Annotated in this window: 16 protein-coding genes and 1 tRNA gene; 4 read left to right on the top strand and 13 right to left on the bottom strand. The window is 50.8% G+C overall.

Going from position 1 to position 19,542, the window contains the following annotated elements:
* Positions 1–2: 2 nt before the first annotated feature.
* The 3 genes from A1332_RS11065 to A1332_RS11055 all read right to left on the bottom strand — a co-directional run bounded on the left by A1332_RS11065 (position 3) and on the right by A1332_RS11055 (position 7,911).
* Positions 3–3,782 (bottom strand): response regulator, encoded by a 3,780-nt coding sequence (locus tag A1332_RS11065; protein ID WP_231890269.1) that lies wholly within the window; start codon positions 3,780–3,782, stop codon positions 3–5.
* Between the two features lie 822 nt (positions 3,783–4,604).
* The gene (locus A1332_RS11060; protein WP_064008549.1) at positions 4,605–6,188 is read right to left on the bottom strand and encodes a GTPase domain-containing protein; all 1,584 of its coding nucleotides are present in this window, start codon (positions 6,186–6,188) and stop codon (positions 4,605–4,607) included.
* A complete protein-coding gene (locus tag A1332_RS11055; RefSeq protein ID WP_064008548.1) occupies positions 6,169–7,911 on the bottom strand; it encodes a GTPase in 1,743 nt (580 codons plus the stop codon). The genes A1332_RS11060 and A1332_RS11055 overlap by 20 nt, the downstream gene beginning before the upstream one ends.
* Positions 7,912–8,026: 115 nt before the next feature.
* Between A1332_RS11055 and A1332_RS11050 the strand changes: the two genes are divergently transcribed.
* On the top strand, positions 8,027–8,461 hold the full coding sequence (locus tag A1332_RS11050) for a DUF6694 family lipoprotein (RefSeq protein ID WP_064008547.1): 435 nt from the start codon (positions 8,027–8,029) through the stop codon (positions 8,459–8,461).
* A gap of 1 nt (position 8,462) precedes the next feature.
* Here the strand turns inward: A1332_RS11050 and A1332_RS11045 are convergent, their stop codons facing one another.
* The 5 genes from A1332_RS11045 to A1332_RS11025 all read right to left on the bottom strand — a co-directional run bounded on the left by A1332_RS11045 (position 8,463) and on the right by A1332_RS11025 (position 13,175).
* Complete coding sequence (locus A1332_RS11045; RefSeq protein ID WP_064008546.1) at positions 8,463–9,122, bottom strand: DUF2959 domain-containing protein; 660 nt, start codon at positions 9,120–9,122, stop codon at positions 8,463–8,465.
* Complete coding sequence (locus tag A1332_RS11040; protein ID WP_064008545.1) at positions 9,115–9,681, bottom strand: uridylate kinase; 567 nt, start codon at positions 9,679–9,681, stop codon at positions 9,115–9,117. Before A1332_RS11040 ends, A1332_RS11045 begins: the two co-directional genes overlap by 8 nt.
* Positions 9,678–11,051 carry an aminodeoxychorismate synthase component I gene (pabB, locus tag A1332_RS11035; protein WP_064008544.1) on the bottom strand — a complete coding sequence of 458 codons (1,374 nt, stop codon included), beginning with the start codon at positions 11,049–11,051 and terminating at the stop codon, positions 9,678–9,680. Before pabB ends, A1332_RS11040 begins: the two co-directional genes overlap by 4 nt.
* Positions 11,052–11,130: 79 nt before the next feature.
* A complete protein-coding gene (locus A1332_RS11030; protein ID WP_064008543.1) occupies positions 11,131–12,177 on the bottom strand; it encodes a hydantoinase/oxoprolinase family protein in 1,047 nt (348 codons plus the stop codon).
* Positions 12,178–12,185: 8 nt separating this feature from the next.
* A complete protein-coding gene (locus A1332_RS11025; protein WP_064008542.1) occupies positions 12,186–13,175 on the bottom strand; it encodes an ATP-grasp domain-containing protein in 990 nt (329 codons plus the stop codon).
* Between the two features lie 20 nt (positions 13,176–13,195).
* Here A1332_RS11025 and A1332_RS11020 point away from each other — a divergent pair, with 20 nt between their 5' ends.
* The gene (locus A1332_RS11020; RefSeq protein ID WP_064008541.1) at positions 13,196–13,879 is read left to right on the top strand and encodes a HisA/HisF-related TIM barrel protein; all 684 of its coding nucleotides are present in this window, start codon (positions 13,196–13,198) and stop codon (positions 13,877–13,879) included.
* A gap of 56 nt (positions 13,880–13,935) precedes the next feature.
* Here A1332_RS11020 and fae read toward each other — a convergent pair whose 3' ends face one another.
* The 5 genes from fae to A1332_RS10995 form a co-directional block, all read right to left on the bottom strand.
* A complete protein-coding gene (fae, locus tag A1332_RS11015) occupies positions 13,936–14,451 on the bottom strand; it encodes a formaldehyde-activating enzyme (protein WP_020482207.1) in 516 nt (171 codons plus the stop codon).
* An 85-nt stretch (positions 14,452–14,536) separates the two neighbouring features.
* Positions 14,537–15,403, bottom strand: a complete 867-nt coding sequence (locus A1332_RS11010; protein ID WP_064008540.1) for a triphosphoribosyl-dephospho-CoA synthase — start codon at positions 15,401–15,403, stop codon at positions 14,537–14,539.
* A complete protein-coding gene (locus A1332_RS11005; protein ID WP_064008539.1) occupies positions 15,397–16,299 on the bottom strand; it encodes an ATP-grasp domain-containing protein in 903 nt (300 codons plus the stop codon). Before A1332_RS11005 ends, A1332_RS11010 begins: the two co-directional genes overlap by 7 nt.
* 88 nt (positions 16,300–16,387) lie before the next feature.
* Complete coding sequence (gene mch, locus A1332_RS11000; protein ID WP_064008538.1) at positions 16,388–17,371, bottom strand: methenyltetrahydromethanopterin cyclohydrolase; 984 nt, start codon at positions 17,369–17,371, stop codon at positions 16,388–16,390.
* A gap of 5 nt (positions 17,372–17,376) precedes the next feature.
* Positions 17,377–18,480 carry an ATP-grasp domain-containing protein gene (locus A1332_RS10995; protein WP_082879645.1) on the bottom strand — a complete coding sequence of 368 codons (1,104 nt, stop codon included), beginning with the start codon at positions 18,478–18,480 and terminating at the stop codon, positions 17,377–17,379.
* 75 nt (positions 18,481–18,555) lie between these two features.
* Between A1332_RS10995 and A1332_RS10990 the strand changes: the two genes are divergently transcribed.
* A tRNA-Ser gene (locus A1332_RS10990) sits at positions 18,556–18,645 on the top strand.
* Positions 18,646–18,743: 98 nt separating this feature from the next.
* Positions 18,744–19,358, top strand: a complete 615-nt coding sequence (locus A1332_RS10985) for a DUF6538 domain-containing protein (protein WP_064008536.1) — start codon at positions 18,744–18,746, stop codon at positions 19,356–19,358.
* Positions 19,359–19,542 lie beyond the last annotated feature (184 nt).

Raw genomic sequence — 19,542 nt, 5'->3', positions numbered from 1 at the left:
GGTTAAACCTCCTGTAAACTAACGTTTAACCGTTTAATCAGGGCTCTGGTCTGTTCCTCGGCGGCGCGGAAATCAAAGTTATCCAGCAGTTCCCGAATGGGTTCCAGCATTTGTAATGGCAGGATTTGCTCGAGGGCGCTCAGAGCAGGTTCCGCTTCATCAGGGTCGTCTCGATCGAGAGCCAACAATAAGTCGCGCAACAAATGCAAGGGGGTATCGCTATCAACCACGCAGGAAATAGCCCCATCATTCGGTGAATTTGGTTTGGTAAGGCCTGTTATTTTGGCCAATACGTCATCAAGAGCCCGTTGTAGGGTTTGCGGCCAATCGCCTGTTTCACGATTTTCGGCCAAGGCTAGTTCGATTTTTTCAGCGAGCTCCCATACCACCATCATTGCCAAATTACCGGCGGTGCCTTTTAATTTATGCGCCAGAACCCGAGCGTGTTCCAGCAATCCCATCGTGATTAGCCCACCAATTTCGTCGCCATCGTGCCCGTGGGCATCGGCAAACTTGCGTAGATACTTATGGTAAGTCTCTACATCGCCCCAACTATGCACACCACGCTCCAGATCAATAATGGGAGTTGGCCTGACTTTAGTGGTGGTAGCGCGTGAGGTCTGGATCGATGCTATGCTTTCCTGATTTTGCTCCGTGGCATATTGCTGCAGTTGTCTAATCAAATCGTCGACATCAAAAGGCTTGGAGATAAATCCATTCATGCCGGCCGCCAGTGCCGCAGTCTGCTGGTTTTTGAAGGCGCCCGCGGTCAGGGCGATGATGGGTAATGAGGCCAAGCCCAGTATGTCGCGAATTCGCCGAGTCGCGTCATAACCGTCCATTAACGGCATCTGGATGTCCATTAAAACCACGTCGATTCGGTCAGGATTGTTACTTAGCCATTCCAATGCGGTTTTACCGTCATCGGCGAGATGAACGATCGCGCCCTCCGATTCCAGGATGCGGCACGCCATATCACGATTGATTTCGCTATCATCCACTACCAGCACCTGAAGCCGGTGCAGACGCCTATCGTTTGCCACCGAGGTAGTAGAGGCCGGCTCTAAATCCTCATGCTGGTGCCGTTTGGCTTCGGATACGACGTTATACAATGCCGAGGCCGTTACCGGCTTGTTCAGGATGGCATCCGCTACGTTTGAACCGGGCTCACGCACCAAAGCATCTCGGTCATTAGCCGTGGCCATCACGATCAGTGGTGCGTTGGGGATGTCGCCCAAGGCTTTCTTAATCTGCTGTCCGGCCGTCAGCCCATCCATGCCCGGCATGCGCCAGTCCAGCAACAGCAAGTCCGGGAGCTTGTTGTTCTGTGCTCGGGCAATGACGCGCTTTACAGCTTCCTCGCCGGAGGACACGACTTCCGGATTCCAGCCGAGACTGCGCACGGTGGCGGCCAGCATCTCTCGGGCAACCGGGTGGTCGTCGGCGATCAGGACATTCTGGAAAGCCATGACCGGTTGCACATAGTCCTGAGGCTCAACCAACTCCACGGGCAGCACAAACCAGAATTCGCTGCCTTTGCCGAGTTCGCTGATGACACCGATCTCGCCACCCATCATCTTTACCAGGCATCGGCATATGGATAGTCCTAGCCCGGTGCCACCGAAACAACGTGTCGTAGAAGTGTCTTCCTGAGCGAAGGGGGAAAAGATTTCAATCTGCTTATCGAGAGCGATGCCTTTGCCGGTATCCCGTACGCTGAATCGCAAACGATCGCGCCCATCAATCGCAGATGCCCGCGCTACAGTAAGCGCAACACTGCCGCGCTCGGTAAATTTGAGTGCATTGCTAGTCAAATTCACCAATATCTGTTCTAGTCGCAGTGCATCTCCGCGCAGAAATTCCATACCTTCCGGTGCGGGTCCCATCACTAATTCGACATCATGTTTATATTCGACGGCCGACATTAGTGTCGCCACATTATCCAGCACGTCATTCAGCCGGAACGGCGCATGCTCGATTTCAAGGCGCCCGGATTCGATTTTGGAAAAATCCAGAATGTCGTTGATGATCCCCAGCAACGAACGACCGGCAATGCGAATTTTTTTGACCAGTTTGTGTTCCTCGGTCGGGAGATGGGCCTTTTCCAGCAAATAGGCCAGTCCAAGAATGGCGTTCATCGGCGTACGTATTTCATGGCTCATGTTGGCCAGGAAATTTCCTTTGACGCTGGCCAGACGCTCCGCCTCTTGTCGAGCAGTTTGAAGTTCGGTCGTCCGCTCGGCCACGCGCTGTTCCAGAACTTCATTCATACGCACGATCTCGTCCTGGGCGCGCTTGCGCTCGGAAATATCCACTACCGTGGCCAGCACAAAATATTGATTATTATCCCGATAAGGACTCAAGCCGATTTCGAGCGGAAACACGCTGCCATTCTTGCGGGTGCCATGCAGATCCCTACCGGCGCCCATGGCTCGAGTGGTGGGCGCGCGAAGATACGCTTCGCGTTGTTCGGCGTGATAGGCGCGCATAAGCTCCGGTAAGAGCATTTCGACAGGTTGGTTCAGTAGTTCCGAAACTCGGTAACCGAACATGTCCTCGAAGGCTGGGTTAGCCATGATGATTCTGCCGCCAGCATCAGCCACCAATAAGCCGCTGGTGTTGGCCTCAAATAGCATCCTAAAACCGGCTTGCGCTTCCTGCAACCTATGGGCTGCTTCCACCTCGCTGCGCGCCAACGCCGCCTCCTTTTCGGCCTTCGCACGCGCCGCTTTTGCCTGGACCAAACGGTCAATACCGAATCCAAACAGCGAAAGTATAATTAACGCGCTTCCCAACTTGACCGGCCAAACCTGATATTCCAAAGCAGACAACTCGCTTGCCGGCAGATGGGTAACGACTTTCCAGTGTATGTTATGCGATAGCCGGGTATCCCGTTCCGGAACGGGCGATACCGAACTCCAGGTCCAAAGTCCATCCGGCAAATGAACTTGTCCCTTATCCGCCTTCGATATTGCTTCCCAAGCCTCTGGGTATCGGTTGGCCAAGGTCATTTTGCGCTGAAACATGAAATCCCATTCGTCGGACTCGTCGGGGCTCTTGAGCCAATAACCGTCGGCATTGAGCAGCATCATGCGATTGGCTGCGGGGCCGGCGCTGCCGACAAAGGCGTTCAGCATTGAACGAGCGGCAATATTAATAATCAGGATGCCGCGAGGTGTGCCATCTGCGGCAAAAATGCGAGTTGCCACCCTGATAGTCGGTTTGTAAGGTAGTTCGAACTGACCATTTTCCATGTTTAAATCGAGTGGAGAAATATAAATCTCACCCTTTTCAAGCCGAAGTGTATCAATGAAAAAATAGCGGTCGTGTTTGTCCTGTAAATCGCCGTGCGGGACTAGCTGAGGTTGTCCGTTGCTATTATTGACCCGAACACGTTCCAGTCCATGATCGTCAATCCAACGCACCTTATCGTAGTTAGGGTTGCGCGACATTAACGAAATAAAAGCCTCTTCCATTTGCGCGGCGTTTGATCCTTCTAAGGCCTCATACACGTGACGCACAGGCTTTTCATTGGCTAGGCTAATCATATGCCGTATCGGCACTGCCAATTCTCGGGCCAAACGTCCCTGGCTTAGCTCTACATAAGTCTTTTCGTCAGCCATTAACATCGACTTTTCGGTATTGATACGCGATTCGCCCAAAGACCAGGTACCTATCGAAACGAGCATAACGATAGGCAGGAACAACAACAGAAACTCCCCTAGAATGCCGACTTGCGTGAAGGCATTAGATTTGTGGAATAGCCTTTTTGAGGTAATCAAAAAATTTTCCATAGCGGTCTAAAAAAGATATTTTCAGCGGAAGTTTGCTCTTCAACGACAAGCCCCAGTGCTACAAGGAATACTATTTCGATAAATATTGAAGCGCTTGGATTGATTCTTCTGAGAGTGCTGAATGATTAAAAAACGATAGTGCTCGCACGTAGTCAGCATATCTTATACACCAGACTGCGATACATTAAAAACAACAAAATTCGCGCGTATTTCAACGTGATTCTTATCAGCCAAACTGAGGCGATCTTTTCCCCATCATTCATTGCGGCTTGGATTGAATATTAGATGTCTCGCCATGCTTTGCTAGCCTTTATTCACAAGAACATACAGACAAAAGCTTAATCCGCATTCTGATGCGAATGCTCCTATTTTCTTAACGCGAAGCCTACTCTGCCTGAAGTCGAGTCGACCGGTCTAATTTTTGGGTTCCACAGTTTATCAAGGAGAAGAGCCGAGTTTAAACTTATGCTATACCAAAGACATATGACGCTGTTTTGGGGTTACGGGCTTTGAAAAATCAAGGTCAGCTTTTGACTGATCGCTATCTATTCCACTCATTTTCCGCGGAGACCGAGCTTTTTTCTTGGCCGTTGCAGTTCAGAGCTCGAGCATTGGACAAAATAACTGCAATGTTCTGGGTTGGAACTGAAACGTTGGAGAAAATTTCTCGGTCATTCGAGCTTTAAGCTCGATTATTCAAGAAAATTTCTCGATCATTGCCGCTCTGGGCTTGAGCATTGGACAACATAACTGCAACGTTCTCGTGCGGAAGTGGAACGTTGGCGAAATTAGCTGCAAACCGTCATGGCTTCAACCCGCCAACAAAACCCGACCCAACAAACTCCCCTGCTCTATCGCAGCGACCGGCCCGGCGCCGCACTTGGCCAGTATGATTTGTAATTCCTGCTGTAAGCATTCATTGCGTTGCTGCTCGGCCAGCAATATTTGCTCGACTTCAGCCCTAACCGTCGCCAATGCTTGTTGATAGCCTTTCTGCAAGCCTTTCAAAGCGGCCTTTTGCAAGGATGGCTGGATTTTTTTGTGCAGGAAAAACGGGATCAGCCAACTGAGACCGATCAACAGCACGCTATGAACCGCGAAGTCGGTACCCAAGTAAGCAGTGGCGTCGGCGGCGCTGTGGTAGTAGCCGGAGAACACTTGATATCCCACCGCCCCCATCGCCGCCAGCGGCAAAACAGTCTCACAGATCGCGGTGAATCTCAGCAGGAAACGCTGAGCGCCGTTACCTGGCTGCAATAACGCCTGCCGGCCAGCCAGCTCGGTTTGAGCGCTGAGGTTTTTCTCGGTTTGCTCGCGCACATTTTGCAAGGCGCTTTTCAAGGGTTTGCTGGGGATGTTGGCTTGCGCGGCTTGCAACACCAATTCGTCCAGCAAATCGTTCAGGCGGTTCTGCGCCCAGTCGTCCCACAGCTTGATGTCTGCTGCTTGGCCCAGGTTTTCCGCCCAGAATTGTGCGAGTTGCTTGATCGGCCAAGCCAGACCTTGTTGCAAGCTGGCTTCGGTATGCTGCCAGAGCGCATCGAAATTCTGCTGTAATTGCGCGTAGTCTTGCGTGGAAAAATCGTCGGCCAGTTGTTGCAAGGTCTGCTTTAGATGCTGGCGGCGCAATTGCTCGCCGCGCTGCTCCAATTGGGCGACGCTATGCTGTCCAGAAAGTTGCCGCAACTGCTCCAGCAAGGCGGCAAATTCGTCGCCGTCCGGTTCGCTGCAACTGGTGCAAAAAATTAAGGGATCAGTAAAACCGGCCTTACCCAGCTGCTGTTTAAAATCGTCGTATTGCACCAACTGACCACGATCCCATTGATTCATCACAAACAGCCAGGCGTGTTTTGCACCTTCCGCCAGCAGCAATTGCCAGGCTTTGTTGTCGCGGTAGCGCTCGGGACTGACTACATATAACAGCACATCGATATGCGGCAGCCACTCCAGCACCAAACGCTTATTGCTGAGCTCGACGCTATCGAAATCCGGCATGTCGATCCAAACGATATGGCTGTTTGCAACTTCGCTGTGCTGGCTGATCTTGATGCTGTCCAGCGGCAGGCCGGCCGGTAACTTATTAATTGCCAGACTTTGATGGTAATACAAAGTCACTTCCCGCGAGGTCGGCCGCTCGATGCCGGCCCGGGCAATCGCCTGCCCCGCCAAACGATTCAGTAAGCTGCTTTTACCAACACCGGTGCCGCCCATGAACGCCACAATCAACGGCCTGCTATCCGGATCGGTTTGACTCGCGGCAAACAGGCTTTCCGTGCTGCGCGCGTCTATCGTGGTCAATAATTGCGCCCGTTCCGCGCTTAAACGGCCTTCGGCTTGCGCCGTTGCGGCCCATTGCCGGGCTTGGGTCAGCAATTCAGAGTAATCGTAAGCCATGTTTCTTCTCTTTCAGCGCCTGCTCCGCGGCGTGGCATTGTTGTTCGGAGATATTAAAGCGGGTGGGCGACAGCACGCCTTGCGGCAACAAATACAAGCGCTGTTTCAGGCAGGCCTCGAACAGCGCGGTTTTCACGGTGTTGAGCTGATGCTGTTTTAATTCGGCTTCGACCTTATGCATATAACTGCCGATAGCGCTTTCGGCTAATAAGGAAGTAATGGTCAGCATCAACGGCGTGATCACCAAATCATGGATACCGATACCGCCGGCCTGGATCGCCAGCAATAAGGCACCGGCGTCGGTCGTGACACGGGTGGCACGCAGACTGTTCAAAACCATCGGCTGCTCTTGCAGCTTTACGTATAAGCGCTGCGCCGAGGCTTCCACATCCTGCTGAAAATCGCTGTGATAGTCCGTCACCGCCTGGCGATAAATCTGTAATAAATCGCCGCGTTTCTGTCTCAGCGCCATCGCGGTTTCTTTCCACCAGCGACTATCGGCGGGCTCGGTTTCGGTTTTCTCCAGCAAGCGGTCGGCAATTTGAATCAACAGATGCTCGCCTAACTGATTCAACACGCCGAGCTCCTGATTCGGGTTGACGGCAGCATTGCCGCCGCCCAAGGCAAATAATTTACGAAACGGCCAGGTCATGGCCCTTCGGGTCTTGCCTAGCGCTTTGGCGATACCGGGGATTTCCAGCAAGGTGAGCAGATTTAATAAGGCGTTTTGAAAGGTTTCGTAATGATGCGGATGGTTAAGATAATCGCGCTGGTACTCCTTAACCGCCTGCGCCAAAGCTTGATCGACCAGGGTTTGCCAATGATGCTGCGCATGGTGTTCGGCAAACACCGGTTGCAGCCAGTCCAGCCAATAACGGCTAAGTAATTGCTGTTGGCGAGCAGCATGTTTGTGGCGGGTGACCTTTTTCGCCAGATCGGCAAATGCGTGCGTAGCCGACTGCGGCCAGCTCGGCACGGCCGGGGCTTTTTGGAATAACAAAGGCACCACGTTTGGCAATGGATCTTGCCGGGTCTGTAGCCATTTTTGCCGCAACGAATCCAGAATCACCGGCTCGCTGCCTTCGTTAAGTTTATTCACGCAAATCAAGGTAGGCTGCTGGAAAACCTCGATGGCTTTCATCATTTCCCAAACCGATTGATCGGCGTATTTTTCTTTACTCACCACCAGTACCACGATGTCCGCCAGCGCGATGGTGCGGATCACGCCTTCCCGATAATCAGCGGCGTCTATTGAATCGAAATCAGGCGTATCCCAGCAGACGCAAGCCGGCAACAAGGCCGAGGCGCCGGGGCTTGGACTCAAGGAATAGCAATCGTATCTTCCCGGCCGCAGCTCAGTTTGCTCCAAACGTTGAAAGCGGCCGAAATAATGTTGCATGCCATCGCAATCATCGGGGGTCAGGCTGTGGCAAAAACCCTGGGCCTGTACCGTGTAACCGGCCAGCGGACTCACACCGGCGGCATTGGCACTTAACAGCAGGTTGACGACAGAACTTTTACCGGCCTGCGTCGGCCCGATCACGGCGATTTGCAGCGGAAATCCGGGGTTGTTGTCCAGCAGCTCACCTTTGCGAATAAAGGCTTCGCCGTGCAACAATTGCTCTATACGTTGCTGATAATCCAGGTACTGGGGATTTTTTTTATCCAGCTGCTGTAGCACAGTTTGGTAACGCTGTTTGAGAAGTTGGATAAATTCCAGCATGTGGTAAGCTTGTGTTTTTAATTACCGAGTAATTTGGTTTGTTTGGTAACCCGCGTTGCAACCATTATAAATACAAAATTCGGGTTTGTTTATTTAGCCACTGGGGGGCTACATCATGAAAAAAGCGTCAACTGTTTTGGTTTTTTTAATCTGCGCATTTTTGGCCGGTTGCAATAAAAGCAATCAAATCAACGGTAGCAGTTTAAAAACGGTCAATCGATCAATCAGTCAAATCAAGGAAAAATTGCCGCTGGACCAACGCATCGAGTTTGAAGTGTCTTTCTGGACCTTACGCGATGAAATCCGCAATAACAAGGAGTTTTTGGACGCTATCGATGGCAAGACACCGGAACAATTGGTAGAAGCCGGCAAAGAGCTGTTTGCCAAACGCAAAGCAGCCGGCAGCAAAGACTATGAAAAATACGCCAACTGGGACCAAATGATTTCACAATATTCGCAAGAACGTATTGATCAAAACCGCAAGAAAACCCCTGACCAACGTGATAAAAACCCACCGGCACGGGTCGATTACAAAATGCATTCCATGTAATTTATTTGCGCACCGGGGCCGGCAGTTGTTTCTGTTCCACCAGAACCGCGACAAACTGACTGGCCTCGCTGATGGTTTTTTCCATCACCTCGATCAATCTCGAAATATCCACACCAATTTCCATAAACTCGTGCCGCAATGCAGCTATCGCATGCGCATTCAAGTTGTGCTTTAAAAACAATACCTGATCTTGGAACGCCGCCAACACTGGATGCATGCGGGTTTCCGCGGTCTGCAAGGCTTTTAACAAACGGGCGTATTGCTGCCGTGACTTTTTCAACTGCTGCTGGCTGCGCGCCTTCAAGGCCCGGTTGCTGTATAAAGCCAGCTCGGCTTCCCATTCGTTGAATAGAGCTTCACTAATCTCTTCGACCGCCTGAATTCTTTGACTAACTTGATCCGCCTTACCCTTGCATAGGTCATAGCGGCGTTTGAGTTGCTGATAGCGTTGTTCCAGCGAACTATCCTGCAAGTTGACGATGCTTTTGAATTTATCCAGCGCATCGACGAACTGATCCCGGCTTTCTTTCAAACTCTCGCAAGCCTGCCCGACCTGCATCACCACGATGTCGCGTTTTTGATGACCCAGCAAGGATTCGCGACTTTGGTAGTAAGCCTTGCGCAAGCGCTTGTTCAGAATGGCTTTGATAAAATTAATCATGGTGGGACAGGAAACGGTCTTTATTAATCACTTTGATTTTGTAGTTAACCTGGGTGGTGAAGCGTTGAAAAGCAGCATCCAGGATGCCTTGTCGCTGCAAGTCAGGCAAACTCGCTTGCTCCGAAATTGGCGCCGATTTAACAACAATTAGCTCGTCGGCTTCGATATAGCCAGCCAACCAGGCCGCCAAACTATCGGAAGTAATATCCCAACTGGCGACAATCTCAGCCTTATCCAGTTGCTCGACTTGCGGAGACCAGATCAGCACAGGTTTGACTTGCCACGCGGAGCATAAACTATCCGCATCGACGACGATTGCAAATTCGGGCATTAGGCTGTGCATCAACAAGGCCATTTGCTGCATCGCCAGAATAGCCATCCGGTGCGCGGCAACATCATCAAAATGCCACCGCCTTTGCGCGATGCGCACTTGTTCGGCGAACGGTCCGCCGCCGGGCACGATTACGATTGGGCCGGCTCGATTTGCAATGGCCGCCAAGCAAGCGGGTAAAGCAGCCGTTTCCAGCAAGCTACCGCCCAGCTTGATCACACAAGTCATACGCTAAATTGTTTGAGCAACTGCAATAAGGCGGCGGCCTTGTCGAAGCATTCCTGATATTCCTCGTCCAGCACCGAGTCATTGACGATGCCGCCACCCGCCCAAAAGCGTACCGTGCCGTGATTGTGGACCAGAGTGCGAATGGCGATATTGGTATCCATATTGCCGTCGAAGCCTATATACCCAATCGCCCCGCAATAAATGCCACGCCGGTGCGGTTCCAGTTCCTCGATGATTTCCATCGCTCGGATCTTAGGCGCGCCGGTAATCGAGCCGCCCGGAAAGCAGCTGCGCAATAAATCGATGGCATGTTGGCCGGCCGCTAGCTGACCCGTCACAGTACTGACCAAATGATGTACGGTGGCATAGCTTTCTACAGAAAATAGGCTTGGCACCCACACCGAGCCTTTCCGGCAACTCTTGCCCAAATCGTTGCGTAACAGATCGACGATCATCACGTTCTCGGCTCTATCCTTGGTGCTGGATACCAAGTCTTCGATCTGCGCCTGATCGTCTTCCCAGTCGCTCCGGCGCGGACGGGTACCCTTGATGGGTTTGGTTTCTACCGCTCCCTCCGTTACTTTTAAAAAGCGTTCCGGCGAAGAACTTAAGACCTGCACATCCGGGAAATTCAAATAGGCGCTAAAGGGTGCGGCGTTGATCTGCCGCAGCACTTGATAGGCTTGCCACGGCTCGCCTTGGCAAGGGCTCTCGAAGCGTTGGGTCAAATTGATTTGATAGCAATCGCCCTCTTTCAGATAGTGCTTGATACGTTGAAATGCCGTAGCGTAGGCCTCTCGATCCATGTTGGCGCGCGGGGCTTGCAGAACTTTAAATTCCGCAGTTTCTACTGGGGTAGTAATTGTGCTGAATTCGGCGATAAGTCTTTGCTGCTCACATTCCGGTAGGTCATAACCGACCAACCAGCTTTGCCGACGCTGATGATCGACAATCACCGCCCAGCGATAAATGCCCACCGCCATTTCCGGCAGTTGTTCGGCATCGCCTGCTATTTCAGGCAATCGCTCAATGCGTCTGGCCAGATCGTAAGAAAAATAACCGATGGCACCACCATTGAACGGCAAGCCCTCAATACCAGCTAATGGCGTGCCCAACTGCTGCTTCAGTACCTGAAAGGGGTCTTCCGTGCTTTCAGTCACCATACCATCGCGTTCGATGCGAGTGATATTGCCGCGCGTTTGCAAGGTTACGACTGGAGCGTAGGCGATAATGTCAAACCTATCCTGCGTGCTGTAAGGCTGGGCGCTATCCAGAAATACCGCCCAAGGCTGCTGCGCCAGCGGGGCGAATAATGCGGAACTGTCCTGAAAATAAGGCAGAGAATGTTTGATGGGTTTTGCTAAAGGCATTAAGGGGTGCTAATAAACGGCCGGAATGTGCCGCGAAGACATGATTTGCAATCTACCGATTTTACCCCAGCCGCCGGCTTTAACCAAACCCGCCGGCAAGATAAGCCACGGCAGCGGCCGGCGCGCAGTCGGCTGCGTCGATAGCCTGGGTTTTATCGGTTGCTGGCAGCAACTCGGTAAAGTCCAGATAATCAACCCCTAAATCCCTGGCAATGTCCCGTACCAAAAACCGGCCGACGCCGGCACCGACTAATTTAATCGCCGAGCGGGTTTCCGCTCTTTGCAATTGCCTGACACAAGCCAGACTAATTTTTTGTATTTGCTTGGTTTTTAGTTGCTCTGCAAATGCCAACCAGAGTGCGTGATCGCTCTCGCTGAACTCGTAACCGGTCAACCGCGACAAGCGGCGGGCACTGGCCGAAATCGACTTTTCCGCGCCATCGGCGGTATCGCTTTGATCGTGCGCTTCGTTCAAGTCGCCGGTCAGGCGATACACATCGGCCATCGTCGCGAAATATTCGGCCATCAAGCCCATTTGCTGGCCGTTGAACTCTGCCTCTTGGGCAATCGCCATTACCGCCGTGCGGACAATGCCGGTATACACCAATTCGCCGGAGACCAAGCGCTGATAGTCGGTAAAGCCTTGCACTTTAAGCTGGTGGTTTTCGACAAGCAAAATATCGCTTGTGGTACTGCCTATATCCACAAATAAGACGTTCGGCAGGCGTTTTTCTACCATTAACAAGCTGGCCAGCCAGTTAGCGGAGGCGATCTCCATGCAATCGGCCGGCTGAATTTGCGCTGCCGGCAAAAAGCCGCGCGAGCCGGCAAATACCGATACCTGCTCGGCGTTGAATTGTTCGCAAACAGCCTGGACGATGGCATTGACGCCTTGCTCGCGACTGGTAAAGCAATCCACCAGTTCGCCGGTCATTGTCACGGCATGCTGGCAATCCTGCAAATCGAACTGGCCGGCCAAATCGGCCAGGGTGCTATGCAAGAAATCCACGCCCTTCCATAGCGGACAAGCCTGCTGAGCAACTGTCCGGACATGCCCGGAGCCATCCAACAAGGCCAATTTGACGTGCGCACCGCCAATATCCCAACCTGCTATCTGTGTATTCATATCCCTTTTTAATTGATACTGATTTGGACCGTTTCATTTCTACTGACCCGAAAAACCGGGTCTGCATGCCGCAGGCGCAATACCTGCTCTGCCACGTTGATGCCGGTCGCTTGTTGGATACCGACGTAAGAACTCGTCAGACGCGGATTGATTTCCACTACCAACGGACCTAATTCGGCGTTCTCTATAACATCAATACCAACATAACCCCATAAGCCGGGCATCGCTTCGGCGATTTCATTTACCAGGTTTCGATAAAAATCCAGCTTATCGGTTGGCATATTGACTAAACAGCCTTGCAAACTGAATCGGCCATTTTCCAAAACGATTTGCTGGTGGTTATAGCAAATAAGCCAAGCTTGGCCGTGTTTGAACAAGCAAGACAAACTGGCGGCCTGTCCATGGATATAGGGTTGCAAGACATAGCTTTGCGGATCGTTTAATTCGGCAATAGCGGCCGGCAGTTGTTTGGCATCGATTTGCAAACTATCGAGGCACCCGACGCCGTCGGCAATTTTTATGACGATATTATCGCCTAAGCCATCCACCCATTGATCGAGCAAGCGAGTCTCCACCAATGGAATCGCGCATTTTTTCAAAGCTTGATAAGTCGCATACTTGTTGGCGCAAACAGCCAAGGCGGCGGAGTTTGATAACAAAACCTCGACATTCGCGGCAATAGCCAGCTCAGCCAAGCTTTGCAAAATGCCATTGCTTTCCGGCGCGATTGGCCAAAACAAATCGGCTTCAGTTAGTAAATCCCGCAACAGTGCAAAGATGTCGCAAGCGGCGCTTACCGTTACAATTTCCGATTGCGACAACATATCCGATCTGGCGCAACGCTCGTCCAGCGGTACGCATAGCTGAATATCGTCCAGACACTTCAGCTCGACGATTAAAGTCTGTAACATCATCTCGCCTTCCGTCGCCAACGAAGCAGGCAATGCCTGCCCGACCAAACCGCCGCCGGTAATATATTCAAATACCAGAATTCTCAATTCTAAAACTCGCTTGGCCTATGCAGATTATTCCAGTCATTGATTTAAAAGGCGGCCAAGTGGTCCATGCCGCAGGCGGCGACCGCAGTCGCTATCAACCCGTACATCACACTTCGTCACTGTGCGATAGCAGCGAGATAAACTACGTGGTAGCCCGTTTTTTAAAGCTGTATCCATTTCAAACATTTTACATTGCAGACCTCGACGCTATCGGCGGCAACGGCAATCACGACGTGGCCATCGATGACTTGCTTAGCCAATATACAAACCAGGAATTTTGGCTGGATAACGGCAGCAGCTATCAAGCTCTAACTACGACCACTCGTCCAAGTAACTGTAAGCCGGTCATCGGCACCGAATCGCAACAACTACCCGTATCTTTAAAAAACGCCGGTCTCATCCTATCCCTGGATTTTAAACATAACCAGGCTTTGGGTCATCCTGGATGGTTGGAAAGCCTGGAACTGTGGCCGGAAACTGTAGTGGTGATGACCTTGGATTTGGTCGGCAGCAATAAGGGCCCGGACTTTGAAAAACTAAGCAAGCTTTGCAAGGAACATCCAGACAAACGTTTTGTCGCGGCTGGCGGTGTGCGCGATATTAACGATCTCATGCAACTGAAAACCATCGGCATTGATGCCGTGTTGCTGGCCAGCGCTTTGCATAACGGCAGTATCGACGCCGCCATGATGGAAAAATTTTAGGCAAAAAAATACCCCGGCAAGCCGGGGTATCTTCGACAGCCTTTGAAACTAAAAACTTAAACGTTGTTAGCAGCAAATGGGTGTTTTGCACCAGATTTAGCAGCAACTACTTCTTTAGCAGTTGGAGTACCGGCAACAGCGCGAGCGATTGCTTCTTTGGTAGCTTTGTAGTTGAATTCTTCGATTTTTGCATCGTCTTCAGCCAACCAGTGGATGAAAACACCAACAGAAATGAACAAATCGTCAGCTTCGTCAGCAGGGATAGTGCCGTCTTCAACGGAATCAGCAACAGCCATAGCAACAGCGCGTTGAGCTGGTCCAAACATTTGAACAGCTTGTTTTGCGCCTTTGATGGTTACTTTGTTGAACAGGATGGTTGCAGGTTTAACCAACAGGTTAGGAGCAACAACAGCCAACAGAGTAGAGAAACCGTCTTTGTTGTTTGTCAAAGCATTTGCGAAAGCAGTTTCAGCTGCTGAGCCGCGTGGGCCGATGATCAAATCGATGTGAGCAATTTCGTTGCCTTCACCAACCAAAGATTCGCCAACACGCAAGTTATTGATTTTTGCCATTTTAAATTTATCCCCTAAAGATAAGATTGAACCAAAAAAATAGACACGTTAGTGTCTCAAGATTGTAGTTTCTGCTTAGTTCCCTCTATAACCCACCGGTTTCTTCACCGATAAGTTGTTCCAGAAGCACCACCAGTACTGTCGCTACAGTTATGTCAGCTGTTGTACCCGGATTGATCCTTTGTGCCTTAAAAGCTTTGTCCAGATCATACAATACTGGCAAAAGCTCTTTAGGCTCACAAGCTGTTTGCATCGCTCTATCGAGCTTATGCATCTCAGCCTTGATCCACTCTGAATACCGCTCTCCATACTTCCGCTCAATATGACTATCGGGATATTGAGCCAACATTGCGGCAAAAACCGCTAACGCAGCCCAAGCACAATCGCCAGACAAAACGAAAGCACGATTATATCGTAAAACGCCGAAATCAAAAACGTCTTTAAAAATTGTTGCGTATTGCAACGCAATTCTGTCCTTGTCAGCGGCAAAAACCATAGCCTCGGTCAGGTTCACATCCGCCGGCTTTTGTACGTCGTGTTGCGCGGATTCGCCCAAGCCCGCCGGAGCGGCCAAGGTCACGGCCTTGAAAACCCAATCGGCATCCTCGCGAGTAGTTTTTTCCAGCAATAGTCGTAAACCATCGCGCAAGTTTTCACCTTTCGCCAACCTAGCCACCGCCTGCAACAAAGGCGCGCAAAGCAGAATAATACCCAGATTGGTATTGCAAGCCACCGCCTCGCGGGTAGCCTTGACCGCATAGTAAATTTTCTCGCCCAAGCTGTAATCGGGATTAGTGATCGGCTCGCTGCTAACCCGAGCGCTGACACGAAAATCCTCAACCGTCATATCGTCGGCAGCGCTGTAGACGCTGACATTGCCGGGCTTAAAGGCTTGCAACTCGGTTTCGCAAGCTTGCAGATAAACGTCTATCAATTGCTGCCTGCTCAGCATACTTTTTCCTTTACGCAATAACGATCGAGCAAATCGGCCACCAGGTATTCGGCGATGTTGATCTCGCAAACACTTTGCAAGCCTTTCCAGGCCGGCACGCTGTTTACTTCGATGATGCGATAACAGCCGTCCTCATCCTGAATGACATCCACACCGGCGTAATCCATTTTTAACGCATTGACAGCGGCAATCGCCAACTCTGCTAAGTCAGGCTCCAGCTCAATGCATTCACAAGACGCGCCTCTGGCCACATTATTCAGCCAAGAAATACCGCGCCGCCGCATCGCAGCAACCGCTCTGCCGTTGATCACGAACACGCGCACATCCGAATAACCATCGCCTGCACATTCCACAAAGCGCTGCAAATAATAAATACCGCGACTGCTGGTCAACCACAACAAATCGGTGGATTTTTCGATACGCCGAATGCCTTCGCCTTGAGAACCGAACAAAGGCTTGCTGATTAGATAATAGCCCTCGCGTAACTGTTGCTCGGCAATCGCCAATGCTGCGTCACGATCGCGTAACACCCAGGTCATCGCAGTCGGCAAGCCGGCATGCCGCAATAAAAAACTGGTCATGCCCTTATCGACGCTACGCTCGATCGCGCCGGCATCGTTATATACCGGCACCCCCAGTATCTTTAAGGCGTGCAAGACATCCAAATAAAACACCACCTCTTCCAGTGAACCGCCGGGCACGCCCCGCACGAAAACCGCCGCCGGCAATTCTTGCTCAAAACCGGGAATAATAATGGGCAGTTCGGTGATCGTTAACTGCAATTTGCAGGCAGTCAGCGATACATAGTCGGCGGCATAACCGCGCTCGGCAAAAGCCAAGCACAACTGCTTGCCATGCCAACCGGGATCGTCGGTGATAATTGCAATTCGGCGCAAGGGAATGTGTTACGAATGAAGTTAGCGATACAAGCTAACCGACCTTGCGCGGCAAGGCCAGTTAGCTGTCGAAGAGATTTAGAGCGGATTAAGCCCCGAACGAAAGATCGAGCAAAGCATTATCCAATTTGCCGGCGCGGAAACTTTTACCTGATTCTACTGCGGTGACGATAACGCTGGCCGGGCTGAACAACATCGCATCGACTTTGAAGAAATCGTATTCGTAGGCTTTGAAAATATCGGCAAACGGTTTACCGTAATCTTTTGATGTCGAACTTGGCAACTCCTTGGCCAATTTTTCCGCTGCTTCGTCGCTGCCTTTCACAAACAAATGCACTTGGCCGGCAAACAAAATAGCATCGTTAGTGCGGCCCATGGCTTTAACAAAGTTAGGATGTGGAGGGCAAATCGGCGCACTGCCGGAACCGTCGATAATGTTTTCCAATGGAAAATGCAGCGCGTGGGCTTTGTGCATCGCTACTTCCAACACCCGACCGACTACTTGTACACCACCCGCCAAACTGCTGGTAGGCGTGACAATAATCGTCAAATTAGCCGGCGAAACGCCGCAAGCCGCCGCGACTTTCTCGACGATTTCCACCGGCGGCAATGCATCGTTTTCGATGACCAATGCGGTTTGCGCCGCGCTGTCGCGGTATTCCAGTTCTTTATAAAGCTCTTCGACAGGCTCGACGACCCCTTCTTTTAATTTGGTCGCCATCGCCCGTGCCGGCCCGGAACCCAAAGCATAATATTTACCATGCGACAAACTCCACCCGGCATATTGGCTACCCAGGCAAGACAATACCGGATTGCTGGCGTGAACGTTAATGGTCAGCGGCCAATTGGTGGTGTACGGACTTTGCGAGATCGTCGCGGTACCCAAACCGCCCATGCAGATTTCAGTGATAATCCGTCCTGCTTCCAGACCGCCCGGCACTTTGATACCCGCATCGATAACAGTGCAGCCGTTTTCCAGCTTTTCGATACCCAACCGTAATTTATCCGCGTTATCCAGCAGTTGTTGAACCAAGGGCTGGGAAAATTTATTGACGCTTGCCTGGTATTGCATGAGTTTTAAAGACCTGTTTCCAAAAGATTTGCAAGGATGCGTTGTTGGCGATGCAGATTATCCAGCACCTGCCCCGAGTTTTTTCCGGTGGCAATAATACTGCATATCGGCTCGCCTGTGGCAACAATTGCGCCGGGATTCGGCCTATCCACTGCCCATATCGGCCATGCCAGTCGTTCAGGTATCGTCACTTTTTCTCTCGCATAAACTACCTGATAAGCACTCGGCCCTATCAATAATTCGACACTATCGTCCAGGCAGTTTTCAAAGCCTTGCAAATGTTTCAATAACAGCGATTTGCCATAAAGCTGAGCGCTAGCGGAAATCCGCGCATTGATCTCCAATACATAACAGGTGCCGTCTTGCAGCATAAAATCCATGCTATTTAAACCTCGCAACTGATAAGCCTCTACAAGCTTGCCTAAGCAATCCGCAATTTCAGCCTGGATAGACATAGAAACCTTGGCATGACTGGCAATCCCGGCAAATAGGAACGACTGCCCGTCATCCGGCTTTACAGTCCATTGCTCGTTAAAACCGATCAGCTCAACCCCATTGCGACTCGCTGCAAACAACACCGACATCGAACGACCTTCGATATATTTCTGCCAATAGCCGTCGGCAAAATCGGCTCGGCTATTACAACGCCTTATGCCCAAGCCGCCCTCGCCGCGCCACGGTTTAAACAACCAGTCAAAGCCATCGTCAGGCTTTGTGAAAACAACCTCTGGATGGGGAATTGACAATGAATCGAGCCGAGCAAAAAAATCGCGCTTATCTTGGATGCGGTGAAAAGTAGCGGCCGAATTCCCGATAATCTGCCAATCCTTTTCCAGACAGCTCAAGGTTTCCGGGTATGTTTCCAAACCACTGCCGTATAACAATTCAGTTAAGCCATAAATCTCCCGAACCGCTGCCACAGTAGCGCTAATATCATCCCATGCCAGTGACGACACCTGATATGTCTGCTTTGCCATTTGCCGAGTATCGCTATCGACAAAGCAATCGATAGCCACCACTTCGCACCCGGAATCGATGCACATTTGCACCAGCATTCGTGCCGATTTGGCAATCACTAACAAGCACTTAGGGATAAAGGGAGATTGCATTCGACTGCGATGTTAAGCTGGATTGGCAAAAAACGCTGGATTTTAAAATATTTTCTGTAATAATACGCGGCTGTTGGAGAGCTGGCTGAGCGGTCGAAAGCGGCGGTCTTGAAAACCGTTGAAGGTTTATCCCTTCCTGGGGTTCGAATCCCTAGCTCTCCGCCATATTACTGAAAAGGCCTTGTAAATCAAGGCCTTTTTTGTTTTAAAGCCTCAATGAGCGACGTTTGCTACAAAACGATGCTACAAAGAGGCTTGCTATCATGGCAAAAATCCCCTATCTAGTAAGACGAAAAAATGTCTTTTATTTTCGTCTCGGCGTTCCCGTTGCACTTCGCGAAATCGTCAAAAGTCTTAAAACCGAAGACAGCGACGAAGCAACGCGCCGAGCGTTAAAGCTTGCGGCTCATTTCAAATCGCTTTTACACGACCTAAAAACAGGCAAGACAAGCTCAACAATCTGTTTTGATTCGCTCGACCTTATTTCCGCGAAAAGCAACACACAAGAAACGCCAAAGCAGCTAGAGACAGTCGCTGCCCCTACCCCACCAGCAATAAAAACCCGAAAAGCGCCGCTATTGTCAGCCGTTGTTGACGACTTCCTGAAACGTTACGATCAAGAAAACAAGGCAATGCTAGGCAAGCTAAATGCTACCTTGCCCATTTTTGTTGAGCTGATAACTAACAAGTCAGTAAACGAAATATTACAAGCCGACATCAATCTGTTTTTTGACGACGTCCAACGATTGCCAGTAAGACGGGACACAAAAGAATTTCAACGGCTGCCAATTCGAAAAGTCATTGAAGCCAATACTGGGCCGACGATTTCGGAAAAGACCTTCAAGTCAACTTATCGAGCCTGTATCAGCTTTTTTTAAACTGGGCTGCTGTTCATTACAAAGACCAAGGCTTTCCGTCCTTAAGTGTTGATGGCGCTATTTATCGCGGCGAACGTGCCGACGCCATCAACAAACAATGGGCCATGAAACCCGAAGAGCTGCAAAAGTTGTTCAATAATCCCAAGATGAAGATCTATAAAATAAGGGCTTTGTTGCATAAATC

Origin of the sequence: Methylomonas methanica (assembly GCF_001644035.1) — a bacterium.
Classification (GTDB): domain Bacteria; phylum Pseudomonadota; class Gammaproteobacteria; order Methylococcales; family Methylomonadaceae; genus Methylomonas; species Methylomonas methanica_A.
Note: the sequence above shows the minus strand (reverse complement) of the source record. Positions and strands in the feature narration are given on the sequence as shown.